This window comes from Tropicimonas sp. TH_r6 (genome assembly GCF_033101155.1).
Taxonomy (GTDB): domain Bacteria; phylum Pseudomonadota; class Alphaproteobacteria; order Rhodobacterales; family Rhodobacteraceae; genus Tropicimonas.
Window position 1 is genome coordinate 132,332 of sequence record NZ_JAWMPX010000003.1, and the last position, 25,849, is coordinate 158,180.

The window sequence follows — 25,849 nt, forward strand, 5'->3', positions numbered from 1 at the left end:
CCGCACGATCCGAGCGCGCCATATCCGGAACTGCCGAAATCATGCTATCCTGACCGATATTGGACGCGTGCGCTCCGTGCGCGAACGGATATTGGACCGATAGGCATGATTGACAGACGCAGCCTCCTTGCCGGCGCGGCCTCGCTGCTCGTCGCGCGCCCCGGACAGTCGCGGATCGCGGATGCGGATACGCGGATCCACGTTATCGATTTCTCCAACGCACCCTTTCTCGATCGAGACGAAGTGCCGACGGATATCGATGGCGCCAATGCCTGCACCCGCCCCAATCACCGCTTTCTGGACGGGCTGCGCGAGAACGGGATCGACACGATCATCCGCTACTATTCCGACCAGAACAACGCCGGGATCACCTGCAAGAACATCACGCGGCGCGAACGCGACCTGTTGCACGAGCACGGTTTCTCCGTCGCCATGGTCTATCAATACGAGGGGCGCTCGCAGAACCGCTATACCGGCGCCCGGGCGGTGCAGGACGCCGCCTTCATCGCGGCCCGCATGGCGGTGATCGGCCAGCCGGAAGGGTCGGCGATCTATATCGGTGTGGATTCGGATGCGAGCCTGAACACCGATGCCGGGGTGATCGAGTATTTCCAGGTGCTCAATGACGTGCTGGGCGACCGCTTCGAGATCGGCGTCTATGCGGCCGGCGCGCGCTGCCGGTTGCTGCGCGACAGGCTCTATGCGCGCAAGGGCGGCGATGGGCGGGCGCGACCGCTGGCGACGAAATACTGGGTGCCCGAGGCGCCGGCCTGGGCCGGGACGCTGGACTTCATGAACTCCGGCGACTGGACCTTCTACCAGAACAAGACCGATGTGGCGAAGAGTGCGCTGACGGCGGATATGGGCCAGCCCGTGGTGATCGATACCGACATGCTCAACCCGGCGGCCGGCAATTCCATCGGCGCGTTCAATTCCGACGGCACGATCCGCATCTACCTGCCCGCGCGGCTGGACGCGATCCACGCCGCCCGCGCCTGGGTCACCGATTTGACGGCGCATGTCCGGGACCGGCCGGGCGGGACGCCGGTCACCCATGCCTGCGTCGCCCGGACAGTGCATGTGCTCGAACGGCAAGCCGAGTGGGCGTTGGTGGATATCGACGAAGATGGCATTGGCGAAGGCTATTGCCGGAACGCCGATCTCGCCGCGTTTTCGCAGATGCCGCGATACCGAAGCGGGTGCAAGCAGCCGAAATTCTGAAGCCGACGGGCGTGAATGTGGAGAGAAGGGACGTTCGCTGCATGCGCAACGTTAGCTGTGCCAACGCCTGCCCGTGGGATGGCGCTGGTACGATTGAGGTCTGCACTTTATCGCAGCCAAACCCGACGAAGTTCAATGCGGTGCGCGCGGGTGACAAAGCGCCAGCCCGCCGGGACGGGCAGGCGCTGGCACGGCGGCTTCGCCTTGATTCCGCGCCCAGAAGCGCTTGACCGAAACGTCCCCTATCGGCTCATCGCGCCCGGTCAAACGTCAGACGAGACCGAAATCAAAGCATCCAAAAGGAAGCCGCGACACACCGCCCAATCTGGTCAAGCCGTCGAACCCCGCGAGGGGCGATCCCACTCAGACCCGCCGCAGCCGGATCACCACGTCGACACTGGCCAGTTCCGCCCCGTCCGGGATTTTCGGAAGACGGGCGATTTCCAGTTCGGAGGCAGGGGCGTCCGAGAGGGACTGGCTGTCCTCCCAGTAGAAATGCGGGTGGTCCTCGGTGCAGGTGTCGAAATAGCTCTTCGTCCCGTCCACCGTGATCTCGCGCATCAGCCCGGCATCGCAGAAAGCCTTGAGCGTATTGTAGACCGTTGCGAGCGACACCCGGTCGCCACTGTCGCGCGTGGATTCGAACAGGCTCTCGGCCGTGACATGGCGGTTCTTGCCGTCGCCCACCAGCAGGCCAGCCAACGTCGTGCGCTGCCGGGTCGGCCGAAGCCCCCCGCGTGCAAGCCATTCCGATACGCGTTTCTGTTGCTGATCGCTCATGAGTTCCTGTCCGCAATCCGACGGTTGAACAAAATATGCGCATTCCCATCTGAATTTCAAACGAAAACAGATAGCGTCACCCGACCGCGCGCGCGCCAAGCCGCCCCTTGCACCCCGCGCGCGCGCAGTGATACTGAGCGCGGAGCACACGGATCAGGCGAATGGGAGGCAGGTACATGTCCGAAAGAAAGACGTATTTCGAGAAGGAAGACCTGCTGGCCTGTGGCCGCGGCGAGATGTTCGGCCCGGGCAATGCCCAGCTGCCGCTACCGCCGATGCTCATGATGGATCGGATCACCGAGATCTCCGAGGATGGCGGCGAGCATGGCAAGGGCCATATCGTGGCCGAGTTCGATATCGACCCGGACCTGTGGTTCTTCCCCTGCCACTTCCCCGGCAATCCGGTCATGCCGGGATGTCTCGGCCTGGACGGGCTCTGGCAGCTGACCGGATTCGGCCTCGGCTGGCGCGGCATGAAGGGCCAGGGCTTTGCCATCGGCGCAGGCGAGATCAAGTTCTCCGGCATGGTCCGTCCGACCACGAAGGTGATCACCTACAATATCGACTACACCCGCATCATTGACCGCAAGCTCAAGCTGGGTGTGGCCAATGGCAAGGTCTTCGCCGATGGCGAGGAAATCTACAACGTGACCGGGCTGAAGGTTGGCCTGGCCGAAGCCGAATCCTGATCCGAAAACGATCCCTGGGGGAAACCAATATGCGTCGCGTCGTCGTCACCGGGCTGGGCATCGTCTCGCCCATCGGCACTTCCGCCGAAGAAGTCACCGCCAACCTGAAGGCCGGCACCTCCGGCATCTCCTTCGACGAGACGATGGCCGAACACGGGTTCCGCTCCCAGGTTTCGGGCAAGCTCGACATCAAGCCTGCCGATCTTATCGACAAGCGGAGCTTGCGCTTCATGGGCGCGGGCGCAGCTTTCGCGCATATCGCCATGCAACAGGCGATCGCGGATTCCGGGCTTGAGGAGAGCGACATCGTCAACACCCGCACCGGCCTGATCGCCGGTTCGGGCGGCCCCTCGACCTCGGCCATGCTGACGGCGCATCAATCGGTGCTCAAGACCGGCGCGACCAAGCGCATCGGCCCCTTTGCGGTGCCGAAATGCATGTCCTCCACGATCTCGGCCAACCTCGCCACGGCCTTCAAGATCAAGGGCATCAACTATTCCATCACCTCGGCCTGCTCGACCTCGCTGCATTGCATCGGCTCTGCCTCCGAACAGATCATGATGGGCAAGCAGGACGTGATGTTCGCCGGCGGCGGCGAGGAACTGGACTGGACGCTGTCCTGCCTGTTCGACGCCATGGGCGCGATGTCCTCCAAGTATAACGACACCCCGACCACCGCTTCGCGGGCCTTCGACGCCACGCGCGATGGTTTCGTCATCGGCGGCGGCGGCGGCATCGTCGTGCTCGAAGAGCTGGAGCATGCCAAGGCGCGCGGCGCAAAGATCTACGCGGAAGTCACCGGTTTCGCTGCCACCTCCGACGGCCATGACATGGTCGCCCCCTCCGGCGAGGGCGGCGAGCGGGCGATGCGCCTGGCGCTGGAGACGCTGCCCGAGGGCCGCAAGGTCGGCTATATCAACGCCCATGGCACCTCGACCCCGGTCGGTGATGTCGGCGAGATCGAAGCCGTGCGCCGGGTCTTCGGGGAAGGCACGACGCCGCCGGTTTCCTCGACCAAGTCGATGACCGGCCATGCGCAGGGTGCTGCGGGGGCGATGGAGGCCGTGTTCTGCCTGCTGATGCTCAAGAACGATTTCATCGCGCCGTCGATCAACGTCACCGAACTCGACCCGGCCCTGAAGCCGGAGGAGATCGCGACCTCGCTGGTCGAGTCCGCCGGGCTCGACACCGTTATGACCAATTCCTTCGGCTTCGGCGGGACCAACGGGTCCATGCTGCTGTCCAAATTCGACGGGTAGACCAGTCATGGCTGATTTGATGAAGGGCAAGCGCGGGCTTGTCATGGGTGTTGCCAATGAACGCTCCATTGCCTGGGGCATTGCCAAGGCGATGGCCTCGGAAGGGGCGGAGCTCGCCTTTTCCTACCAGGGCGAAGCCTTCGGCAAGCGCGTCGCGCCGCTCGCGGAATCGGTCGGCTCGGATATCCTGATCGATGTGGATGTGACCGACGACACCTCGCTCGACGCCGCCTTCGCGACACTCAGGGAGAAGTGGGGCAAGCTGGACTTCCTCGTGCACGCCATCGCCTTTTCGGACAAGGACGAGCTGGGCGGGCGATTCATCAACACCAGCCGCGACAATTTCCGCAACTCGCTTACCATCTCCTGCTATTCGCTGATCGATGTTGCGCGCCGGGCAGCCCCGATGATGTCGGCTGGTGGTGCGATCATGACCCTGACCTATCAGGGCTCCAACCGCGTCACCCCCTATTACAACGTGATGGGCGTGGCCAAGGCGGCGCTGGAATCGACGGTGCGCTATCTTGCCAACGATCTCGGCCCGGACCAGATCCGCGTCAACGCGATCTCGCCGGGGCCGATGAAAACCCTGGCCGGAGCCGCGATTTCCGGTGCCAGATCCACATTCCGCCACACCAATGCCAACGCGCCGATGCGCGCCAATGCAACGCTGGACGCGGTCGGCGGCACGGCGGTCTACCTGGCTTCCGATGCCGGCGCCTGTACATCGGGCGAGATCATCCATGTCGATGGCGGCTATCACGTGCTCGGGATGCCGCAGCCGGACAATCTCTGACGGCGACACCCGGGGACGGCAGGACGATTTTCGGCCCCGGTGTCCGGTTTGCAAACAGGCCGGACCTTCGCTGCGGTTTCTATGAAACCCAATCCAAGCCGCGCCAGTCAGTGCTCAAATCCAATGTCGTCTATCGGCCCCTTGCATCAACTCCCGGACCTGTTTGCGACCGCAGCCTTTCCACAATTTTCGTTGATTGCCTCGTGCAGGGGATTTTCCCCGACCGAGGCTTTGTGTAGGGTCGCGCGGGCTGTCCGTCGGGGCGGCGTCAGAAACGAGGACATCAATGGCCGAAGATCTTTTCAATTCGTTCATGAGCGGACCCGACGAGAAGGGGCGCTTCGGGAAGTTTGGCGGGCGTTTTGTCTCCGAGACGCTGATGCCGCTGATCCTCGATCTCGAGGCGCAGTACGAATACGCCAAGACGGATGAGAGCTTCTGGGCCGAGATGAACGACCTGTGGACGCATTATGTCGGTCGTCCCTCGCCGCTCTATTTCGCCGACCGGCTGACCGATCATCTCGGCGGCGCGAAGATCTATCTCAAGCGCGACGAGCTCAACCACACCGGCGCGCACAAGATCAACAACGTTCTCGGCCAGATCATCCTCGCACGTCGCATGGGCAAGACACGTATTATCGCCGAGACGGGCGCCGGCCAGCATGGCGTGGCGACAGCGACGGTCTGTGCCAAGTTCGGGCTGAAATGCATCGTCTATATGGGCGCGACCGATGTCGAACGGCAGGCGCCGAACGTGTTCCGTATGAAGCTGCTCGGCGCCGAGGTGATCCCCGTGACCTCCGGGCGTGGCACGCTGAAAGACGCGATGAACGACGCGCTGCGCGACTGGGTGACCAACGTTCGCGACACGTTCTACTGCATCGGCACGGTTGCCGGGCCACACCCCTATCCGGCAATGGTCCGCGACTTTCAGTGCATCATCGGCAAGGAAGCCAAGGCGCAGATGCTGGAACGCGAGGGCCGTCTGCCCGACACGCTGATCGCGGCCATTGGCGGCGGCTCGAACGCGATGGGCCTGTTCTATCCCTTCCTGGACGACAAGGAGGTCGGGATTATCGGCGTCGAGGCGGGCGGTCACGGCGTCAACGAGAAGATGGAGCATTGCGCCTCGCTGACCGGCGGTCGGCCCGGCGTGCTGCATGGCAACCGGACCTACCTGCTGCAGGACGATGACGGGCAGATCCTCGAAGGCCATTCGATCTCGGCCGGGCTCGACTATCCGGGCATCGGGCCGGAGCATTCCTGGCTGCACGATATCGGCCGGGCGAAATATGTCTCGATCACCGACAAGGAGGCGCTGGCCGCCTTCCAGCTCTGCTGCGAGCAGGAGGGGATCATTCCGGCGCTGGAGCCGTCGCACGCGCTGGCCCATGTGGTGAAGATCGCACCGGAACTGCCCGCAGACCACATCATCTGCATGAACATGTGCGGTCGGGGCGACAAGGATATCTTCACTGTCGCGCGTGCGCTCAATGTCGATATGGGCGAGAGCGACTGACACTCCGGCAGGGGGTTGGATCGGGGGCGCACCTCCGATCCTTCCTCTATCGGACCTGCACGGGTCCGGAGGGGAAAGCCGGCGGTTCTACCTTTGACCCCATGGCAGACGCGGTCTCAGCCGTCGCCTTCGACGGGACCACTGCCTGAATGGGCGTGGGTATAGAGCACCTCCAGCGGCACGATCTCCAGCGCGCGGACATGGGTCGCCAGCAAGTCGACCTTCGGCGCGCACCCCTCGTCATGCGCCTGCAGGAAACGGCCGGCACAGAGGCACCAGTGATCGCCCGGCTTCAGACCCAGAAAACGAAACTCGGGACGCGGTGTCGACAGGTCGTTGCCGACATATTTCGAATAGGCGAGGAACTCGGCGGTCATCACCGCACAAACAGTGTGGCTCCCCTGATCCGCGTCGCAGGTATTGCAGCTCCCGTCGCGGAAAAAGCCGGTCAGCGGATCGTTCGAGCAGGGCAACAAATCGCTGCCGATGATATTGGTGGACGGGTCTTTTTCCATGTCGCGCGGCCTCTTTCCTGTTCCCTGACAAGATAGCCGGGCGCGCGCATTCTGCAAATGATCTCAGGGGGTCGGGACAGTTCCGTCGAGACATCCCGGCTCCGCCGTCCAGGTCACGGCGCGCCCGTGGAAATCGGCGCGGCCGAGCGGCAGGCAAATCTCGCCGGGCCAGAGCTGGAGCGTGAGCGCTGCATCCGTGCCGCCATCGGCTTCCATGCTGAACCGGGCCAGTGGTGCCTCTCGGGTCGCGCGCGCGCCTTCGGCCGCGATCAGCGCCTCGCCCCGGGCACGGGCCTCGGGCGGCAGATATTGCCAGGCTATCGTGTGGAACAGGAAGGTCACTGCGCCGCGCGGGCGCTGCGGCAGCCACTCTGCCAGCCAGTCAAGCGCGTCGGACCGGTCAAGCCGCGCGGGCAAGCGTGCGGCCAGCGATATGGCGGCCTCGGTCAGCGCGCGGCGGTCAGGCTGATCGGCCCAGAGATAAGAGAGCAAGCGCAGGCGATGCACGGGGTCGACCGGATCCATCGGCGCAAGATCGACACCGCGCCGTTCGATCACGTCAAGCGCCGCCGGAACCGGGGGCAATCCCTGCCAGTCCGGTGCGAGGCGCAAATCGGCTTCGGGCGGGCCGAAAGACACCGCCTCCGCGTCGAGGCGAAAAGCCTCCGCGCGCAGGGTTAGCCCGGCCGAACAGCCGATCTCCCAAAGCGCCAGCGGCAGGCCGGTCGCCCCAGCGACAAGATGCATCGCCGGGATAACGGCGGCGGCGCGGCGGATCTCGTTGGTCTGAGGCGGGCGGTCGAGCCAGGGGAAGATTTGTTCGGACCTACTTTCGAAGGCCGCCGAAACGGCGCGCCACAGCGTTTCGTCATCGACCTCCTGCGGCGGATAGACAGCGGCCAGTTCAGGAGCTGCGCCCGAAATGACCAGCGCATGCAACCCTCCGGCAAGCCGCATGGAGAGATTGTCGGCTCCGGCGCGCGGGTCCCCCGGCCAGGAGAGCACACGATCCGTCACCGGCGTCCCGGACGCGAGCCGCGCCGCCAGCAGCCGCATCAGCCGGGCCATGAAGGGCGAGCCGAGCCGCTCCATGGTCGGTGCCTGCTCGGCGAAGGACGCGCGGACCGCCTCGGCGCGCTTCACCGGAAGCGGTCCACGAGCTTCTGCAGCGGGTTGCGGCTGTCCCCTTCCTGGGCCTCGGGCGTGGAGTCGGCTGGCGTCTGCGCTTCTTTCGGCTTGCTGGTCGAGGAGCGCGGAGGGTTCACCCGCAACGCTACCGCATTCATGAACTTGCCGGCATCGCCCGCCGCGAGCTGTGGCGCTCCGTCGCCGATGCCGCGCAGCAGGTCGTCGAGCCAGTCCGCATCCGCCTTGGGAAAATCGCGCAGCACATAGCCGGAGACCGCATCCTTGTGGCCGGGATGGCCGATGCCGATACGAATTCGCTGGTATTCCGGCCCGATGGCGGCATGGATCGAGCGCAGCCCGTTATGGCCGGCATGGCCACCGCCCTGTTTCACGCGCAGCTTGCCCGGCGCGAGGTCCAGTTCGTCATGGAAGACGGTCACGTCGCCCGGCTCCAGCTTGAAAAAGCGCATCGCCTCGCCGACCGACTGGCCGGAGCGGTTCATGAAGGTCTCCGGCTTGAGCAGCATCACGCGGTCCGAGCCGAAGCGGCCCTCCGAGAGCGCGCCTTTAAACTTGCCGCGCCAGGGTCCGAACCCGTGATCAGAGGCGATCTGGTCCAAAGCCATGAAACCGACATTGTGCCGATTTCGGGCATATTTCGCGCCCGGATTGCCGAGGCCGACAAAAAGTTGCACCGCGCAGTCTCCGTTTCCCGTTCAGTTGCCCCCTCATGCCGCGAACCGGGCGCGATTTCCAGCCCGCGCAGGTGCAGAAGACATTTTCGTACGCTGCAATGCCGCAATTCGAAATTTACACTGGGGAAACGAGGGGCGGAGAGGCTAAACTGTACGCGAAGGGGAGATTTCGCTCCCCGCGACCGACAGGCAGCGAGAGACGACACACATGGTATCGAAGAAGAAAACCCCGCATTTCGGCCACGAGAACCCACATACCCACAGCCAATCTGTGGAAGCGTCCGTGGCGAATGCGTCGAAGGGAACGGCGGAGAATATCCTTGCGGACAAGGGGCACGAGGTCGTCTCCGTGCGCCCGGCCGACACGATCCGGCACGTTGTGCGGGTCATGTATGACCACCAGATCGGCTCGGTTGTGGTGAAAGATCAGAACGGGCATCTTGTCGGCATGCTGACCGAGCGTGACCTCGTGATGGGATTCGCGACTCATCCCGACGAGGACCCCGACAACACATGTGCCGAACAGCTCATGACGCGGGAAGTCGTGACAGTGACCTCCGAAACGCCGGTGCTGGAGATTCTCCACACGATGTCCGAAGGGCGCTTCCGCCATGTGCCGGTGTTGGATGGCGAGCATATCGCCGGACTGATCTCGATCGGCGACGTGGTCAAGTTCCGCCTGAGGGAGCTGGAATATGAGGCGCTGAAGCTCAAGCAGATGATTGTCGGCTGAAGGCGCTTGCGTCCTACCGGGACAAGGAAGCATCCGACAAGACCAACGGGCCGCGCAGCGATGGCAGTGCGGCCCTTTTTGATGCGCGGCTTTCGAGTCTCCCGAACAAGGAAGGAGACGGTTCGCACCGCGGCCTCGGGCCATCCTGCACTTATGAGTGCCGGAAAACGGAATGGGCAGGCCGGACGGATCTGACTGCGCGCAAGGAGACCAGCGGGAACGATGCGGTCGCCTGACATTGGCACGAACTCGCGACGAAGCCGCTACGGAGCTTCCTTCCGCTTGATCACGATCAACGACCCAAAGCCCCCGGGCTGCTACCCGGCGGCGCGTGGTTACATTTCAAAGGCAGGCCGGCCCGATGTTCAGACTGACCCTATTGCTGCACGCCATCGCCTCTACGGTCATCATGGGCATTGGCATCGTGGCCGCCCTCACACTGGGCTTCGTCTCCGCCAAGGCGATCGTGATCGCGATCATTGCCGGGCTTGTGCTCGGCTGGCCGATTGCCCGGCTGATTGCGAAGGAACTCCTCAAGGAGTGAACGAAGTCCCGCCTCGGGGGCATCTCCCGAAAACAGCCTGATCTGATCACTCATGCAACGCCGCGCGCCGCCTCCGGATGGTCCTTCATGAAGTGCTGAAGCGTGCGGAAAAGGTCCTTTGCGTGGGCAAGGTCATCCCTGTGCATCGCCATACGCATGTCGTCGCAAATCATCTGATGCACTTTTTGCGCGCCCTTGTGGATATGCATAAGGTATTCGCCCAGCATGGTCGCCTCGACCACGCTGATACTCTGGCTCTCTGCGATGGCGGAAATCTGGTCCCGATCCAGGCAGCACATGTCCTCCATGTCGTCCAGTGTGATCATCCTATCCTCCCCTTTCGGCTGATCCACTAACGACCTGCTAGCACAATTCGACAAACTGAGTCCTTAACATGGATCAATTTATTGCATTCAGCCACGCCGCAACGGTCGATTCGAACTCTCGGGGCTTTTCGGCGTGCAGCCAGTGGCCTGCCCCCGGGATCTTGACGAAACGGGCTGTCGGAAAGAGTCCGCGGATCTTTTCGCGGTGTTCCGGGAGCACGTAGTCGGAGGCGCCGCCGGAGAGGAACATCACTCGTCCTTCGTAGCGCCCCTCGGTTTCCGGCCAGCCGAGAATCTTCGACATTTCCTCGGCCAGCACATCGAGATTGAGCCGCCAGCGCGGGGCTTCGGATTTCAGGTCGAGCGATTGCAGCAGGAAGGCGCGAATGGCACTTTCCGCGACATGCTCCTGAAGGGCGGCATCGGCCTCGCTTCGGCTCCGGAGCCCCTCGATCTTCAGCTCCTTCATCGCCTGAATGAGATGTAGCTGCGTGTGCGAATAGGCGACCGGCGCGATATCGGCCACGATCATCTGGCGCACCAGTTCCGGCCGGGTCAGCGACAATACCATGGCGCTCTTGCCGCCCATGGAATGGCCCAGCAGATCCGCCTGCCCGCCATTGACCTCGATCACCTGAGCGAGATCTGCCGCCATATCTGCATACCCATTGGCTTCGGCGCGGAAGCTCTCGCCATGATTGCGCATATCCACCGTGATCACCGGACGGTCCGTCGAGAGGCGCTTGGCAAGCACACCCCAGTTTCGCGCCGAGCCGAATAGCCCGTGGACGATCAGCAGTGGGTGGCCCTCCTCGGGACCCTGGCGATAGGTGGCTAGCATCGGGAACACTCCAGTGACGGGATTACCTGTTTCTTTCCCGGTTTCGCGTCGGGGTGCAAGCGGGCGCTTCACCTCCTTTTCGAAACTCTCTAGAAGGAGCCCCATGACCGAACGCCCCTTGCCCGAAACCAATGCCGAACTCGCCCAGCTGTGGCGCGAGCAGCTCGGCGTGCGCGGGAAGGACCGGTTGGCGACCAAGCTCCGGCGAGCCCCGGGAACGCTGCCGCGCAGCCTCAAGCGCGAAGTGCGGTTCCTCGTCGAGATGGAGCAGCTCTGGGACAACCCCAAGCTGCGCCGGCAGATCGACCTGGCTCGTGTCGGACGCGCGCAGGAAAGCCTGCGCGGCTTCCTGAAGACCATCGACCCCCGCGACCGTCTGATCGGCCGTTTCCTCGGCATTCTCGCGCCGCTGATGTTCAATATCCTGCTGGTTTTCGCGGCTTGGGTGATCTGGCTGGTGATGACGGGACGGGTTTAGGGTCTCGGCTTGGGGCCCGAGATCCCCAACGGAACCGTGCTGTTGAGCGCGCAGCGCCCCGTATTGCCTGATTCTACTTGTGATTGTACGTCCGGGCCGCGCGAATATCCGCGCCACGACCCCGTCTCGATCACGCGCGTCAGCTGACAATTCGGTGAAACCGATGGGCTTTTGCTTGCCGGGGCGGGCGCAGTTTGCTTTTCTCCGCTTCATGTCAAAAAGCCACTTCTCGCCGAACCGTCGTCGGCTTCTCACCGGACTTGTCGCAGGGGCCAGCTGCCTGGCGTTGCCCGCGCTTGCCGAACCGCCGACACGCTCGCTGCGTCCCATGCCGCGGCCGGGCAATCCGGGGGCACGGCTCTATCCGTCTGCCGAAACCCTGGTCGCCCGTGCAAAGCTGGGCGCTACGTCGGTCGGCTTTGCCGTGGCCGATGCCGAGACCGGCGAGATGCTGGAGGGCATGAACCCGGAACTGCCCCTTCCCCCGGCCTCCGTCGCCAAGGCATTGACGGCGCTCTATGGAATGGAACGGCTCGGCGCGGACCATCGTTTCGCGACGCGCCTTGTTGCAACCGGCCCGGTCGAGGCGGGGGTCCTGAAAGGCGATCTTGTGCTTGTGGGCTCGGGCGATCCGACGCTCGATACAGACAGGCTGGCCGAGCTCGCAAGCCAGCTCAAGGCCAGCGGCATCTCAAAGGTCGAAGGCGATTTCCTGACCTGGGACGCGGCGCTTCCGAACCTGCATTCCATCGACCCCGGACAGCCCGATCAGGTCGGCTACAACCCGGCGGTCTCCGGGCTGAACCTGAATTTCAACCGGGTCCATTTCGAATGGCGGAAATCCGGCTCCGGCTGGAACGTCGCGATGGACGCCCGCTCCGCGAACCGCCGGCCGGACGTACGCGTGTCGCGAATGGAAATCGTGCGGCGCAAATACCCGATCTATACCTATGAGGATGCCGGCGATATCGATCGCTGGACCGTTGCCTCCGGCGCGCTTGGAACGGATGGCGCGCGCTGGCTCCCCGTCCGCAAGCCGACCGCGTACACGGCCGAGGTCTTCCAGATTCTGGCTGGCAGCCTTGGCATCACGCTGCCGGCCGCGCGGCTGAGCGCGGCTTTGCCCACTGGGCAGGAACTGGCCCGGGTCGAGAGCGAGGATCTGCGCGAAGTGGTGCGCGGGATGCTGAAATACTCGACCAACCTGACCGCCGAGGCGGTGGGACTGGCGGCCAGTGCCGCTGCCGGTCCGCGTCCGGACACGCTGACCGCCTCCGCCGGGCGCATGTGCGACTGGGTCGGAAGCGAGATTGGCGGCGCTGCCAGCGTCGCGCCGGCGCTCGGCAGCGCTATGGGCAGTGTCGGCACGGGTAGCCTCGTGGCCGGCGAGCCGGGGCCGACTTCCGCCACCACCGGGCCTGCACTGATCGATCACTCCGGTCTCGGCGGAGACAGCCGCATCTCGGCGCAGGACATGGTCCGCGCCCTCGTGACACTCGGTCCGCGCCATGATCTCGAACCGCTGCTCAAGTCCATCCGCATGAAAGATACCAAAGGCCGTCCGATAGCGAACTATCCGGTGAAGATTCTCGCCAAGACCGGCACATTGAACTTTGTCTCCGGCCTGGCCGGGTACGCTGTCCAGCCGGACGGACGCCGGCTCGCCTTCGCGACATTCGTCGCCGATGTGCCCCGCCGCGAGGCGCTCACGCGCGCACAACGCGAGCGGCCCGACGGCATGTCAAGCTGGGTCGCGCGGGCGCGCAGATTGCAATTGCAATTGATCGACCGCTGGAGCGGCGTCTACAGCGCCTGATCCCCGGCGGTGTCGTTTGCGGAATCCCCGTCGATGAAGCCTGAGACGTCTTCCCCGGGATGAGTCTCACGGTCCTCCACTGACAGAACCTGTCCCGCTCGGCGCGGTGCGGAAACGTACTTTGCGCGACCGCCGGCGGGCGCGCGCAACGCATTGATGGACCTACCGAACATCGTCGCGCAGACGCGACCCAACGCGGACGTGTTCTGCCTGAGACCGGCCCACTTCGTCACCAACCAGTCAACGGCGGGTGCCCTCGCCCTTGCCGAAACGGCCCGATGCTCTCGTCCCGTCCCCGAAACAGCGAAAGAGAATCGCTCCTCCTCAGATGCGATTCGACACGCTCCTTTGGACGCCCCAACAGCCTTGTGCCGCCTTCTCAAGCAGAACCTTCCATTTTTCTTGCCTTTTTCCGGGGCGTTACAGACAAAAATCCACTCCACAGGCCGCCCTTTTGCATTCCAGAACTCTAAAAATGCCGTATAGTCGGGCGAATGACACGAACAGTGCACCGCCGGTTTTTGCGCGGTTGTGGGGGAGAAACATGATTCGATCCGAACTGATCCAGATCCTGTCCGAGGAGAACCCGCATCTTTTCCAGCGCGACGTGGAAAAGATCGTCAATACGGTCTTCGAAGAGATCATCGATGCAATGGCGCGGGGCGACCGGGTCGAACTGCGCGGTTTCGGCGCCTTTTCTGTGAAGAAAAGGGATGCGAGGACGGGACGGAATCCACGCACCGGCGAAGCGGTGGATGTGGAGGAAAAACATGTGCCGTTCTTCAAGACCGGAAAGCTCCTTAGGGACCGGCTGAACGGCATCGAGGAAAGCTGAGAGGGGCGCCAAGATGCGTTACATCCGTTACCTGTTTGTCGGGCTGATCGTGGCCGGGCTCGTCGTGGTGTCCATGGCCAATCGCGGCTCCGTTACCTTGACTGTTCTGCCCACACCGCTGGCCGATCTGGCAGGCTGGAACTTCACCATTGAGCTGCCGCTCTTCATCGTCGCGCTCGGCTTCGTGGCCATCGGCTTGCTGCTGGGCTACCTGCTGGAATGGATTCGCGAGAGCAAGCACCGCTCCGAGGTCTCTAAGCGCCAGCGCCAGGTCAAGAAGCTCCACCGCGAGGTGACCGAGCTCAAGGCCGAGAAGAACAAGGGCAAGGACGACGTTCTTGCGATCCTTGAAGAGGCACCCAAGCGCAAGGCGGGCTGACGCGATGTCCTCCGACATTCGAGTGAAGATCTGCGGCCTGACCCGGCCGCAGGATCTTGCCGCCGTGGTTGAGGCCGGGGCGGCCTATGCCGGTTTCGTCTTCTTCAAGAAATCGCCGCGTAACCTGGATATCGACACCGCGAAAGCACTCGCACTGGAAGCGCCCGCCGGACTGGCCAAGGTGGCCCTGACCGTGAATGCCTCGGATGCCGAGCTCGATCGGATCATCGAGGCGGTTCCGCTGGACATGCTCCAGCTCCACGGTGCCGAGAGCGTCGAGCGCGTGGCCGCATTGCGGGCACGCTATGGTCTTCCGATCATGAAAGCCGTCGGGATCGCGGATGAGTCGGACCTTCCGAAACTGGTCGAGTTTTCGCGCGTAGCCGACCAATTGCTGGTTGATGCCAAGCCGCCGAAGGATGGCGGTCTGCCGGGCGGCAACGGGCTTGCCTTCGACTGGAGGCTGATCGCCGGGCGTCGCTGGGCGGTGCCCTGGATGCTGGCCGGCGGGCTGACGCCAGCAAATGTGCGCGATGCGGTGCACCTGACTGGGGCGCGGCAGGTCGATGTCTCTTCGGGTGTTGAAGCAGCCCCCGGTGAAAAAGACAGCGCCCGGATTTCCGCATTCGTCGTGGCAGCCCAGTCGTGACACTCCTATGGCGGGAGGCGCGGGCGGAGGATGTGCCCGCGATCGTCGCCATGCTCGCCGATGACATGCTTGGGAAAGGTCGGGAAGGCCTCGACCTGGCTCGCTATCTCGCCGCATTCGAAGCCATGCAGGCGGAGGGCAGCAATCTCCTGATCGTCGGCGAAACGGATGGGACGGTCTTGGCGACCTACCAATTGACGATAATCTCCGGCCTGTCGCTCCGGGCAGCGCGGCGGGCGCAACTGGAATCCGTTCGGGTCGCTGCGGATCGACGCGGTCAGGGGATCGGTGCGGCTCTGATGGCGGATGTCGAAGCGCGCGCGCGGGCGGGCGGCTGCACATTGGTGCAGTTCACCTCGAACTCGGCACGCAAGCGGGCGCATGATTTCTACACGAGTCTCGGCTACGCGCCGACCCATGTCGGCTTCAAAAAAGGACTGGACTGAGGCGGATCTGCGAGCGGCCCGGGTCACGCCTTGCGCATCGGGCGGCGGGAAAAAATCCGGTATTGAACCGGAAGGAGCCAGCGCTGCCGTATGGCGCCCGCCCTCTGACGGCCCTCAATCTCCACTGACACACCGGGCGTTTCGGCCGAGCCGACACCGCCCGACGCCGTATCGATCAGTGTTGTTGATCTGATCGACCGGCGCACATCTCGCCAATTGGATATGCCCACATCCCACGGGTAGGCCAATTACCGTTGCAGCACGGAGATCATCTCGGCAAAGCTCTGACGATACGCCTGATCAGCGGTCGCGGCCTTCTGACTTTGCAGCCCGGAATCAAGGCTCATTGCGGTTTTCACGCCATCGGGGATCTGAGAGAATTCCATTCCTGCCGGCATTTCAGCAAGATCCCAGGCGTCGCGAAAGCCAATCAACTTCTCCAGATGGGGCATCAACCCGACCCGCGGCCGTCCAAAGGCGAATGCCGTGATGAAACCATGCAGAGAGGTGCCGACATAACATTGCGAACCCGCGATCAGGCCCATGGTTTCATTTACCGTCAGGGGCTGATCGACAATGCCGAACCAGTCTTCTCCGCTCAGTCGATCCAGCAACCGTAGTGATGTCACATGGTCGTCATGTCCCGCAGCGCGCCCAATGGCGAATGACAGGACATTCAAGCCGGTTTCGTCGTGGACCCGGCGCAGGGCGTCGACCAGTTCGTCTTCGTGGCCACGTGCCCAGCGTTCGGCCGCCTGGAAGCAGAGATAGGGTGCCGACGACAGCCCGGCAATCTCAACCGCCTTCTGGCGGGCGGCCAGTGTCTCGGCTTCGGACAGGAGCGCCGCCATGACAACGGCACTGTCCGGCACAACCCGCGGGGTGGGCAAGCCACGCTCCACAACCGCACCCGCGACGATTTCATCCCGTATGCTGATCCATGCAGCTTTTCGAAGAGCGCGTGTTTGCCACGCCAGTTCCTGCGGCGAAAGTGCGGACGTGCTGGTCCCACCAACCGCATTGTAGACAACAGAAACCCGGTCCGGGTCCTTCATATCGTCCGGATCGATCGTCCAGGGTTGCAAATTGGAGCACCCATAGAATCGCCGCCAGAACCAGGTCCAATTGGAATGCCCTGTCTTGCTGTGCAGCCGTTTCATCTGCAGGCTGAAATTGTGACCCACCAGATGTTCCGCCATCTGCGCCCAGGTCGGCGCCAGAAGTTCTCCGCCGCACAGCATGACCAAATGGCGTCGGTCGGGCGGCGTCTGCTTTCTGTAAAGCGCGCTGAGCGGCTCGGTGACCACACCGCCTTCTCCCTGCAGGTCCGCCGCCCGCAGTGCATAGAACGCGACATCAGCGTCCGGAAAATGCTGCGAAAGCATATGCTCGGCGACTTTCGCAAAAAGCACATCGCCGTAATTGAACCGATCAAATGCTCCAATCGCCGAAACCTGCCAATGTGTCATTAGAATCCCTTTGGACATGTCCCAAGCACTGAGCCGAGCCGCCTCGAGTTCTTCGGAGGCGGTTTTTGTTAATTACGCGGCCATGGCTGAGATTTCCAGAGCGGCTTGGAAGCTGACTTGAACTTCGGTAGGAAGTTTTTGCTCGGTGGGCTTGGGCGGGAGACACATCCGGACGAATTGGCGGCCGGTGCCGGGAGGATCGACGATGTGCTGCGCCGGGTAGTCCAGTAAATTGTCCTCTTTTTCGGCGGCGTTGAAAGTTCGCTTATTCCCCGGGACCTGCAACAGCAGCAGCGCGAGTGGTTGGCGCGGATCGGCACCGCCAACACGAAAATGAACACGTGGTTGCTCCCACCGCGCAATCGTTCGATCCAGCGCCGCGCTCGAACGTCCCCGTTCGGCTCAGACCCCATCCAGCCCGGACATTTCCTCCAGCGCGCGGCCGAAGATTCCGGGATCCACATTGCCGCCACTTGCGGTGCAGATCACCGGCCCCTCGTCCAGCTCCTGCCCGCCGAACAGGGCTGCTGCCAGCGCAACGGCCCCACCGGGTTCAACGACGATCTTCAGCCGCAGGAAGGCCAGCGCCACGGCGCGCAGGCTTTGCTCGTCCGTGACCGTCAGCCCCGGCCCGCAAAGGCGTTGCAGGATCGGGAAGGTGAGTTTTCCGGCCGCCGGCGTGACAATGGCGTCACACACGGATCGGCTCTGGACCTCGTTGCGCAGCAGCCGGCCCGCCACAAGCGAGCGCGCCACATCATCTGAATCCGCCGGCTCGACCGGACGAACGCGCAGTCCCTTTGCCCGCGCCTCCAGCGCGAGGGCGATTCCTGCCGTCAAACCGCCACCGCCACAGCAGGTCAGGACGGTCGCCTTGTCGATCCCGGCTTCGGTAGCCTGTTCGGCAATCTCCAAACCGCAGGTCCCCTGCCCCGCAATCACCTGCGGATCGTCGAAAGGCCGGATCAGCGCCAATCCGCGCTCCTCCGCGAGCCGCTCGCCGATCGCGTCGCGATCCTCCTTCGCCCGATCATAGAGGATAACCTCAGCCCCAAGCGCCGCCGTGTTGGCGCGCTTGAGGGCCGGCGCATCCGCCGGCATGACGATCACCGACGGCAGCCCGTGCTGCCGGGCGGCAAGAGCCACGCCCTGCGCGTGATTGCCCGAAGAAAAGGCAATGACGCCCCGCGTGTCTTCAGGCAACGCCGAGAGTGCCGACCATGCGCCGCGATACTTGAAAGAGCCTGTATGCTGCAGGCATTCGGCTTTCACGAAGACCTGGCGCCCGGCAATCTCGTCCAGAAAGGGCGAGGAGAGCAACGGGGTATGCCGCACCCTCCCGGCACCCCGCGTGGCAGCCGCTTCGATCCTGTCGATATCCATGTCTTTCGGTCCTCTGGAGGCGTTATCCAACGCGGTCGAGATAGTCGGCGATCACCGCCTGCGCGGCGGGCTCGTCCAGAAAGGGAACATGCCCGCGCCCGGCAATCTCCGCAAGGACAAGCGCTGGTTGGCGTCGGTGCATCTCCTTGGCGGTCTCCCGGGACAAAATGTTCGAATTTTCACCCCGGATCAGAGCAATAGGTCGGGTCGCCAACGCGTCGTAGAGCGGCCAGAGATCCGGCACCGCACCCTCTTCCGAGCTCTGTGCCACGATCGCATCGCGCAGGGCCGGATCGTAGCGCAGCTCCAGACCCTCAGCAGTCTCGCTCCAGAGCGCCTCGGAAAAGGCGCGCCAGGTTGCCTCGGGGACATCGGTGAAAGCCGGGGACATCGCCGACGGAAGCGCTCTGACGGCCTCGTCATGGCTCCGAAAGGCAGTTTTTTGTCCGAGATAGGCCATGATCTCGGAGAGTCCCCGCTCTTCGACAGCCGGTCCGATATCGTTGAGGATGGCGCCATGGATCCGCTCCGGGTGGCTCGCGGCCAGCACCATGGCGATCAATCCTCCCCGAGAGGTCCCGAGAATGGAGACTGTCTCAAGCTCAAGATGATCAAGCAGGGCAATAGCATCCCGCGCTTCCTGCGCGATGTTGTAATTGTGAAAGTCCGGATCATGTTGAGACCGGCCGCGCCCCCGACTGTCGAGGCGCAGGATTCGGGCTGTGCCGGCGAAACCTGCGACGACTGGCGCGAAATCATCCATGTTGCGCGTCAGCCCGGCCAGGCAGAGAAGCGGATGGCCTGAGCCCTGATCGTCAAAGGCCAGACTGAGGCCGTCTTCCGTGATGAAGTGATCGGTCATGGCAGGCGCACCGCTTTCGCAAGATCAGCAAGGACACACGGAACCGGACGTCCCGCATTTCAGAGTCTGGCATAGCGGCTGCAGGATGGAAATGGCTGCTCTTATGCGCTTCGGTAGCTCGAAATCCTCGCTTGCAAGCATCTCCGCCGGTTGCGGCACCAGAAAGGAAGCATTGGCGCCAGCCTTGGCAGGGTGCGCCCCCCGGTCTCGCAATCCGGCACCTTTCAATGGAAGTCCCGAGCCCTCCGCCCGATTGCAGCCTTGGGAGGATCAATTCCGTCAGACGGAAAGGGCGATGCGGGGCCTCAACTGTCACCGGATGCCTCGCGATAATTGCGCGATCATTTCGGCCTTTTCTGCGGGCTCGCCTTGAAGTATTTTCAAAGACTTAGCCGCGTGTCTCGGCCTGGGCTTCCTCCAACCGCTCTACGGCCTCCATCCACAGCGTTTCGGCCCGTTCCATCGCCGATTCCACTTCGGCAAATTTGCCCTGCCAGAGATCAAGCTTGTCACGGTTCGATTCATCATACACCGCCGGATCGGCCAGACGATCAGAAAGCGTGGTGTGCATTTCCGTCAATTTTTCAAGCCGTTGCTCGCATTTCCTGACATCCGATCTCAACTCGAGAACCCGGGCTTGGCTGGTCCGCTTCGGTTGCAGTTCGGCCTTCGGACGCTCCGGTTTTTCCCGTTCCAGCAACATCCGCCGATAGGCGTCCAGATCCTCCTCGAAAGGCAGAACCCGTCCCTCCGAAACCAACCAAAGCCTGTCCGCGACATGGGTCAGCAGGTGGAGATCGTGGCTGACCAGAATCACCGCACCGGAATACGCCGTCAGCGCCTCGACCAGCGCCTCGCGGCTCTCGATATCGAGATGGTTCGTCGGCTCGTCGAGGATCAGCAGATGCGGCGCGTCCAGCGTGGCCAGCATCAGCGAGAGCCGCGCCTTCTGCCCGCCCGAGAGCTTTGCAACGACCGTATCGACCTGCTCCACACCAATGCCGAACCCGCCCAACCGGGAACGCAGCTTTGCCGGCGTCTCATCAGGACGCAGGCGACGCAGATGCTCCAACGGAGTCTCGTCGATGAAAAGCTCATCCACCTGATGCTGGGCGAAATAGCCGACGCGCAGCTTGTTGGCCCTGTTGATCCGCCCTTTCTGTGCCTCCAGCCGCCCGGAGAGGAATTTCGACAGGGTCGACTTGCCCTCCCCGTTCTTGCCCAGAAGCGCGATGCGGTCATCCTGGTCGACCCGCAGGCTCAACCGGCTGAGGATGGTCGTTTCGCCATAGCCGATGGCAGCGCCCTCGGTGGCGATGATTGGGGGCGAAAGCTCCTCGGGTTCGGGGAAGGTGAAGCGGCGCAGGGCGGCTTCCTGCGGCGTCGAGATCGGCTTCATCCGCGCGATCGCCTTGATCCGGGATTGCGCCTGCCGGGCCTTGTCGGCCTTGTAGCGGAACCGATCGACATAGCTTTGCAGATGCGCCCGCCGCGCCTCCTGTCGCTTGCGCTCGCTCTCGGCGGCCGCGATGCGGGCCGCGCGGGTCTCGGCGAACGTGTCGTAGGGACCCTGATAGAGCGTGAGCTTGCGGTCCTCGAGATGCAGGATCGCGCCGACAGAGCGGTTAAGCAGCGCCCGGTCGTGGGAGACAATGAGGACGGTATGCGGGTAGCGGGTGAGGTAGTTTTCCAGCCAGAGCGCGCCTTCGAGGTCGAGATAGTTGGTCGGCTCGTCGAGCAGCAGCAGGTCGGGGCGGGCAAAGAGAACCGCCGCCAGCGCCACGCGCATCCGCCAGCCGCCAGAGAAAGCGGAACAGGGCATGGCGTGCTGCTCGGTTTCGAAACCGAGCCCTCGTAAGATCGAAGCCGCGCGCGCCTCGGCGGACCAGGCGTCGATATCGGAGAGCCGTGTCTGTACCTCGGCGATACGCCCGGGATCGGTCGCGGTCTCGGCTTCGGCCAGCAGGGACGCGCGTTCCACGTCCGCCGCGAGCACCGTGTCGAGCAGCGAGACCTCGTTGCCAGGAACCTCCTGCGCGACGCCGCCAATTCGCGCCCCGCGCGGCAGTTCTATAGATCCGGTTTCGAGCGTCAACTCGCCCTTGATGAGCCGGAACAGCGTGGTCTTGCCGGTGCCGTTGCGGCCCACAAGGCCGACCTTGTGGCCGGTGGGGATCACGGCGGAGGCGTGTTCGATCAGCGGGCGACCGTCGACGGAATAGGAGATATCGGAGAGCCTGAGCATGGCGTGCCTCTGCCCCAGCCGGAGCGGCGCGTCAATGGCAAGCGGCAGGGTGGTGCGATCTGGCACGGTGGCGATCTGCCTGGAAATCCTATCGATGGTCGGCGCTGGCGTAGGTCAGATTCGAAAACCGTCCGGACTCTGTTGATCTATTGTCTTGTTGGCGGACTGAGATGCCTTTCGCTGCGGTTGCAAAGGAGTGCGACCCGAGCCGTGCCAGCGCCTGCCCGTGGGATAGCGCCGCACCGGTTGAGGTCAGCACTTTACCCTAAGCAAGTCTGAAATAGATCAGAGCGTTGCGCACGGATGACAAAGCGTCAGCCCGCAGGGACGGGCAGGCGCTGGCACGGCGGCCTTCGGCCTTGTTCCGTGCCAATCAGTGCGCAAACCCGACATCCGCTATCGCCTATTCACGAATTGACGACCACTCCGCCGCGAAGCGGCGCCACCGCCGCTCGAGCTTGCTCGGCGGCACGCCCCCCTCCGCGCGTTTGCATAACTCTGAGATTGCCAGGATCGGCCGTTCCTCACCGGCTCATCAACACGACCAACGCCTCTCGACCGGCAGACCATCCCCTGCCCCACCCATGGAATCGATCAGTAATGCGGTGGCCGCTCGTCAGCCAGGACGACCCCACCGGAGCCCGTCGCCTCCTGCTCGGCCGCCCGCTGCATCAGCATCCGCACCCGACGCGTCAACAGCTCGATTTCGCCGGCCTGTCGCGTTACGACGTCCGAGAGTTCCTCCGTCACGCGTCGCAAATGCGCCAGTTCTTCTTCTATCCTCTGATCGGCCATACTCTGCTCCCGATACCGCGTTTTTGCTGCCCCCTGGCCCGCCCATGCTTGCGACCCCGCCCCCCTTGGGCTAGATGCGAGCCCGAACGAGGACCAAGGATCACCGACATGGCGAAGGACAAGAAGCCCCGCCGCCCCAGGGCGGAGACGCCGAAGGGCTTTCGCGACTATTTTGGCGCGGAAGTGGCCGAGCGCAACCAGATGTTGAGCCAGATCGGTGAGGTCTATCATCTTTACGGTTTCGAACCGCTGGAAAGCTCCGCCGTCGAGACGGTCGAGGCGCTTGGAAAGTTCCTTCCGGATGTCGACCGCCCGAACGAGGGCGTCTTCGCCTGGGAAGAGGATGGAGACTGGCTGGCGCTGCGCTATGACCTGACCGCGCCGCTCGCCCGTGTCGCCGCGCAGTTCCGCAACGACCTGCCCACCCCCTATCGCCGCTACGCGATGGGCCCGGTCTGGCGCAACGAGAAGCCGGGGCCGGGGCGGTTCCGGCAGTTCTACCAATGCGACGCCGACACGGTGGGCAGCGCTTCCGTCGCCGCCGATGCCGAGATCTGCGCCATGCTCTCGGACACGCTGGAACGCGTCGGCATTCCGCGCGGCGACTATCTCGTCCGCATCAACAACCGCAAGGTGCTGAACGGCGTTCTGGAGGCGGTCGGCCTCAACCCCGCCGAGGATCGCGCCACGGCGGATGCGGTGCTGCGCACCATCGACAAATGGGACAAGGTCGGCGCCGGCGGCGTGCGCGAGCTGCTGACCACGGGACGCAAGGATGCCTCCGGCGCCTTTATCGACGGTGTCGGCCTCGGCAACGACGTGGCCGACACGGTCATCGCCTTCATGCAGGCCAAGGGCACGGATGCCGCCGCGACCATCGCCAATCTGCGCGACGTCGTGCAGGGATCGGCTTCCGGCACCACCGGAATCGACGAGCTGGAACAGATGGGCGAGCTGCTCGCGGCCCAGGGCTATGGCCCGGACCGGACCGAGATCGACCCCTCCATCGTGCGCGGCCTTGGCTATTATACCGGCCCGGTTTTCGAGGCCGAACTGACCTTCGAGATCACCGACGCGAAAGGCCGCGTACAGCAATTTGGGTCGGTTGCGGGGGGCGGGCGCTATGATGATCTCGTCAAGCGCTTCACCGGGCAGGCTGTGCCCGGCACCGGCATCTCTATCGGTGTCGACCGGCTGCTCGCCGCCCTGCGTGCCAAGGGCCGGATGGATGGAAAATCCGTCGGTCCCGTCGTGGTGACCGTGATGGACAAGGGTCGGATGGCCGACTACCAGGCGATGGTCGGCGAGCTGCGCTCCGCCGGGATCCGCGCCGAGGTCTATCTCGGGAATCCGAAGAATTTCGGCAACCAGCTCAAATATGCCGACAAGCGCCTCTCCCCCGTCGCCGTGATCCAGGGCGAGGATGAGGCTGCGCGCGGCGTTGTGCAGGTCAAGGACCTCGTGCTTGGCGCCAGGATTGCTCAGAGCGCGAGCCTCGAAGAGTGGAAATCCCAGCCTGCGCAGCGCGAGATTGCGCGGAGCGACCTTGTCGCCGAAATCCGCAAGATGCTGGAACAGGAGGGCTGATCCAGATGCCCAGCAAGGACCAGATCCGCGCCGAAGCCGCGCGGTTGCAGGAATTCTTCAAGGGCTCCGGCGCGCGCTGCGTCGAGCCGGATATCCTGCAGCCCGCCAAGGCGCTGCTCGATCTCTATGGCGAGGACATCCGCGCCCGAGCCTATGTGACCGCGGACCCGCTCCAGGGCGAGCAGATGTTGCGGCCGGACTTTACCGTGCCCGTGGTGCAGATGCATGTAGCCGAAGGCGACGGCGAGGCGCGTTACACTTATTCCGGCGAGGTCTTCCGGCGTCAGGAAGTGGAAGAGCCGGGCCGTTCCAACGAGTATTTCCAGGTCGGCATGGAGATCTTCGATGCCGAGGACCCGGCCGAGGCCGAAGCGGAGATCTTCGCCCGGTTCCATGCCGCTCTTGCGCCGATGGGCCTGCGAGCCGCGATGGGCGATATCGGCCTTCTGACGGCGATCGTGCAGGGGCTGGACACAAGCGAGGCACGGCGCGACGCGCTGATGCGCCATATCTGGCGGCCCAAGCGCTTCCGGGCGTTGCTCGACCGCTATGCCGGTCGGAGCAAGGTGCCGCATGCGCGCAAGCTCATGCTGGAACGGATGGAGACCGAAGCGCCGGAGGAGATCCTCGCTGATGCCGGGATGATCATCGGCTTGCGTGAGCCCACCGAGATCATCGCCCGGATGCGGGTGCTGCAGGCGGATGCCGCCGAGCCACCACTCTCGGAAGCGTTGGTGGAGATGATCGACGACCTGCTCGATATCCGCGAGACCCCCGGCAACTCGCTGGACCGGCTGCGCGACATCGCCGTCGATATGCCGGCGCTCGATCCGGCCGTGGAGCGGTTGGAACGGCGACTGGATGCAATGCGCGGCCACGGGGTCGATCTCGACAAGATCGAGTTCGAGGCCAGCTATGGGCGCACGACGATGGAGTATTACGACGGTTTCGTCTTTGGCTTCTATGCCGGGGCCCGACCGCATTTGCCGCCAGTGGCCTCGGGCGGGCGCTATGACGCGCTGGCCCGCGTGTTGGGTCAGGGGCGTGAGATTCCGGCCGTGGGCGGGATGATCCGGCCTGGGTTGTTGCTGGAACTGAGCCAGGAGGGGCTGTGATGGCGCTGAAACTGGGAGTGCCCTCCAAGGGCCGGTTGATGGAGAAGACCTTCGACTGGTTCGGCGCGCGGGGGCTTGAGATTCGCCGCACCGGGTCGGATCGCGAATATGCCGCCTCGGTCGGCGGGATCGACGGAGTCGATCTCGTGCTGCTCTCGGCGGGTGAGATCCCGCGCGAGCTGGAGGCCGGACGGATCCATCTCGGCGTCACCGGGACGGACCTCGTGCGCGAGCGCATTCCAGGCTGGGAAAACCGTGTCGAGGAACTTGCCTTGATGGGGTTCGGTCAGGCGGACCTGATCATCTCGGTGCCGAAATGCTGGGTCGATGTCGATTGCGTCGATGACCTGGACGCGGCGGCGGCGGCCTTCCGGCGCGTGCATGGACACCGCTTGCGGATCGCGACCAAATACCACCGGCTGGTGCGGGAGTATCTGCGCGAGGCGGGTGTGGCCGACTACAAGCTGGTGGACAGCCAGGGTGCAACGGAGGGGACAGTGAAGAACCTGACCGCAGAGGCCGTGGCCGACATCACATCGACCGGCGAAACATTGCGGGCCAACCACCTGAAGATCCTCTCCGACGGGTTGATCCATCGCAGCCAGGCGACGCTGTTCAAGTCGCGAGGCGCGGCCTGGGACGAGCCCGAGCGGACGGCTTATGCGGAGCTGACGGGCCGGTTGGCGCAGTTCCGCTAGGGACACCATTTCCGAAGCACAGGACCTCGCAAGGACATTGTGCGCG

Annotated in this window: 27 protein-coding genes; 16 read left to right on the plus strand and 11 right to left on the minus strand. The window is 63.9% G+C overall.

What is annotated here, in order from left to right; all coding sequences use genetic code 11:
• The first annotated feature begins 105 nt into the window (after window positions 1-105).
• Window positions 106-1,221, plus strand: coding sequence for a glycoside hydrolase domain-containing protein (locus tag R3X27_RS04665; protein ID WP_317707668.1), 1,116 nt, complete (start codon window positions 106-108; stop codon window positions 1,219-1,221).
• Window positions 1,222-1,584: 363 nt separating this feature from the next.
• Here the strand turns inward: R3X27_RS04665 and irrA are convergent, their stop codons facing one another.
• Window positions 1,585-2,001 carry an iron response transcriptional regulator IrrA gene (gene irrA / locus R3X27_RS04670; RefSeq protein ID WP_317707669.1) on the minus strand — a complete coding sequence of 139 codons (417 nt, stop codon included), beginning with the start codon at window positions 1,999-2,001 and terminating at the stop codon, window positions 1,585-1,587.
• Window positions 2,002-2,177: 176 nt separating this feature from the next.
• Here irrA and fabA point away from each other — a divergent pair, with 176 nt between their 5' ends.
• The 4 genes from fabA to trpB all read left to right on the plus strand — a co-directional run bounded on the left by fabA (window position 2,178) and on the right by trpB (window position 6,264).
• Window positions 2,178-2,690: a bifunctional 3-hydroxydecanoyl-ACP dehydratase/trans-2-decenoyl-ACP isomerase gene (gene fabA / locus R3X27_RS04675; RefSeq protein ID WP_317707670.1), complete on the plus strand. Its 513-nt coding sequence runs from the start codon at window positions 2,178-2,180 to the stop codon at window positions 2,688-2,690.
• 29 nt (window positions 2,691-2,719) lie between these two features.
• A complete protein-coding gene (locus R3X27_RS04680; protein ID WP_317707671.1) occupies window positions 2,720-3,949 on the plus strand; it encodes a beta-ketoacyl-ACP synthase II in 1,230 nt (409 codons plus the stop codon).
• A 7-nt stretch (window positions 3,950-3,956) separates the two neighbouring features.
• Entirely contained in the window at window positions 3,957-4,745 is a 789-nt protein-coding gene (locus R3X27_RS04685; RefSeq protein ID WP_317707672.1) for an enoyl-ACP reductase, read from the plus strand.
• Between the two features lie 286 nt (window positions 4,746-5,031).
• Window positions 5,032-6,264: a tryptophan synthase subunit beta gene (gene trpB, locus R3X27_RS04690; protein ID WP_317707673.1), complete on the plus strand. Its 1,233-nt coding sequence runs from the start codon at window positions 5,032-5,034 to the stop codon at window positions 6,262-6,264.
• Between the two features lie 116 nt (window positions 6,265-6,380).
• On the opposite strand, the gene R3X27_RS04695 is transcribed toward trpB, so the two are convergent.
• The 3 genes from R3X27_RS04695 to pth form a co-directional block, all read right to left on the minus strand.
• Window positions 6,381-6,779, minus strand: a complete 399-nt coding sequence (locus tag R3X27_RS04695) for a DUF2237 domain-containing protein (protein ID WP_317707674.1) — start codon at window positions 6,777-6,779, stop codon at window positions 6,381-6,383.
• A gap of 63 nt (window positions 6,780-6,842) precedes the next feature.
• A complete protein-coding gene (locus R3X27_RS04700; protein WP_317707675.1) occupies window positions 6,843-7,922 on the minus strand; it encodes a DUF2332 domain-containing protein in 1,080 nt (359 codons plus the stop codon).
• Window positions 7,919-8,602: an aminoacyl-tRNA hydrolase gene (gene pth / locus R3X27_RS04705; protein ID WP_317707676.1), complete on the minus strand. Its 684-nt coding sequence runs from the start codon at window positions 8,600-8,602 to the stop codon at window positions 7,919-7,921. The genes R3X27_RS04700 and pth overlap by 4 nt, the downstream gene beginning before the upstream one ends.
• 208 nt (window positions 8,603-8,810) lie before the next feature.
• Between pth and R3X27_RS04710 the strand changes: the two genes are divergently transcribed.
• Both R3X27_RS04710 and R3X27_RS04715 read left to right on the plus strand, forming a co-directional pair.
• Window positions 8,811-9,335 (plus strand): CBS domain-containing protein, encoded by a 525-nt coding sequence (locus R3X27_RS04710; RefSeq protein ID WP_317707677.1) that lies wholly within the window; start codon window positions 8,811-8,813, stop codon window positions 9,333-9,335.
• 361 nt (window positions 9,336-9,696) lie between these two features.
• Window positions 9,697-9,879 (plus strand): hypothetical protein, encoded by a 183-nt coding sequence (locus tag R3X27_RS04715; protein WP_317707678.1) that lies wholly within the window; start codon window positions 9,697-9,699, stop codon window positions 9,877-9,879.
• A gap of 50 nt (window positions 9,880-9,929) precedes the next feature.
• On the opposite strand, the gene R3X27_RS04720 is transcribed toward R3X27_RS04715, so the two are convergent.
• Window positions 9,930-10,205 carry a hypothetical protein gene (locus tag R3X27_RS04720; protein WP_317707679.1) on the minus strand — a complete coding sequence of 92 codons (276 nt, stop codon included), beginning with the start codon at window positions 10,203-10,205 and terminating at the stop codon, window positions 9,930-9,932.
• Window positions 10,206-10,278: 73 nt separating this feature from the next.
• Window positions 10,279-11,046 carry an alpha/beta fold hydrolase gene (locus tag R3X27_RS04725; protein WP_317707680.1) on the minus strand — a complete coding sequence of 256 codons (768 nt, stop codon included), beginning with the start codon at window positions 11,044-11,046 and terminating at the stop codon, window positions 10,279-10,281.
• 103 nt (window positions 11,047-11,149) lie between these two features.
• On the opposite strand from R3X27_RS04725, the gene R3X27_RS04730 reads away from it, so the two are divergent.
• From R3X27_RS04730 to R3X27_RS04755, 6 genes are all read left to right on the plus strand, one after another.
• Window positions 11,150-11,524 (plus strand): hypothetical protein, encoded by a 375-nt coding sequence (locus R3X27_RS04730; protein WP_317707681.1) that lies wholly within the window; start codon window positions 11,150-11,152, stop codon window positions 11,522-11,524.
• Between the two features lie 328 nt (window positions 11,525-11,852).
• The gene (locus tag R3X27_RS04735) at window positions 11,853-13,340 is read left to right on the plus strand and encodes a D-alanyl-D-alanine carboxypeptidase/D-alanyl-D-alanine-endopeptidase (RefSeq protein WP_317707682.1); all 1,488 of its coding nucleotides are present in this window, start codon (window positions 11,853-11,855) and stop codon (window positions 13,338-13,340) included.
• 544 nt (window positions 13,341-13,884) lie between these two features.
• Window positions 13,885-14,175: an integration host factor subunit beta gene (gene ihfB / locus R3X27_RS04740; RefSeq protein WP_317707683.1), complete on the plus strand. Its 291-nt coding sequence runs from the start codon at window positions 13,885-13,887 to the stop codon at window positions 14,173-14,175.
• A 13-nt stretch (window positions 14,176-14,188) separates the two neighbouring features.
• The gene (locus tag R3X27_RS04745) at window positions 14,189-14,554 is read left to right on the plus strand and encodes a LapA family protein (RefSeq protein ID WP_317707684.1); all 366 of its coding nucleotides are present in this window, start codon (window positions 14,189-14,191) and stop codon (window positions 14,552-14,554) included.
• A 4-nt stretch (window positions 14,555-14,558) separates the two neighbouring features.
• Window positions 14,559-15,203 carry a phosphoribosylanthranilate isomerase gene (locus R3X27_RS04750; RefSeq protein ID WP_317707685.1) on the plus strand — a complete coding sequence of 215 codons (645 nt, stop codon included), beginning with the start codon at window positions 14,559-14,561 and terminating at the stop codon, window positions 15,201-15,203.
• Window positions 15,204-15,253: 50 nt separating this feature from the next.
• Window positions 15,254-15,649: a GNAT family N-acetyltransferase gene (locus R3X27_RS04755; RefSeq protein ID WP_317707827.1), complete on the plus strand. Its 396-nt coding sequence runs from the start codon at window positions 15,254-15,256 to the stop codon at window positions 15,647-15,649.
• 248 nt (window positions 15,650-15,897) lie between these two features.
• On the opposite strand, the gene R3X27_RS04760 is transcribed toward R3X27_RS04755, so the two are convergent.
• The 5 genes from R3X27_RS04760 to R3X27_RS04780 form a co-directional block, all read right to left on the minus strand.
• Window positions 15,898-17,118, minus strand: coding sequence for a polysaccharide pyruvyl transferase family protein (locus tag R3X27_RS04760; protein ID WP_317707686.1), 1,221 nt, complete (start codon window positions 17,116-17,118; stop codon window positions 15,898-15,900).
• 402 nt (window positions 17,119-17,520) lie between these two features.
• Window positions 17,521-18,501: a threonine/serine dehydratase gene (locus tag R3X27_RS04765; protein ID WP_317707687.1), complete on the minus strand. Its 981-nt coding sequence runs from the start codon at window positions 18,499-18,501 to the stop codon at window positions 17,521-17,523.
• Window positions 18,502-18,523: 22 nt separating this feature from the next.
• Complete coding sequence (locus R3X27_RS04770) at window positions 18,524-19,363, minus strand: alpha/beta hydrolase (RefSeq protein ID WP_317707688.1); 840 nt, start codon at window positions 19,361-19,363, stop codon at window positions 18,524-18,526.
• A gap of 388 nt (window positions 19,364-19,751) precedes the next feature.
• The gene (locus R3X27_RS04775) at window positions 19,752-21,608 is read right to left on the minus strand and encodes an ABC-F family ATP-binding cassette domain-containing protein (RefSeq protein ID WP_317707828.1); all 1,857 of its coding nucleotides are present in this window, start codon (window positions 21,606-21,608) and stop codon (window positions 19,752-19,754) included.
• Window positions 21,609-22,202: 594 nt separating this feature from the next.
• A complete protein-coding gene (locus R3X27_RS04780) occupies window positions 22,203-22,403 on the minus strand; it encodes a SlyX family protein (protein WP_317707689.1) in 201 nt (66 codons plus the stop codon).
• Window positions 22,404-22,511: 108 nt separating this feature from the next.
• On the opposite strand from R3X27_RS04780, the gene hisS reads away from it, so the two are divergent.
• The 3 genes from hisS to hisG are packed head-to-tail and all read left to right on the plus strand — an operon-like array spanning window position 22,512 to window position 25,803.
• Complete coding sequence (gene hisS / locus R3X27_RS04785; protein WP_317707690.1) at window positions 22,512-23,990, plus strand: histidine--tRNA ligase; 1,479 nt, start codon at window positions 22,512-22,514, stop codon at window positions 23,988-23,990.
• 5 nt (window positions 23,991-23,995) lie between these two features.
• A complete protein-coding gene (locus R3X27_RS04790) occupies window positions 23,996-25,105 on the plus strand; it encodes an ATP phosphoribosyltransferase regulatory subunit (RefSeq protein WP_317707691.1) in 1,110 nt (369 codons plus the stop codon).
• Window positions 25,105-25,803, plus strand: coding sequence for an ATP phosphoribosyltransferase (hisG, locus tag R3X27_RS04795; protein ID WP_317707692.1), 699 nt, complete (start codon window positions 25,105-25,107; stop codon window positions 25,801-25,803). Before R3X27_RS04790 ends, hisG begins: the two co-directional genes overlap by 1 nt.
• Window positions 25,804-25,849: the final 46 nt, after the last annotated feature.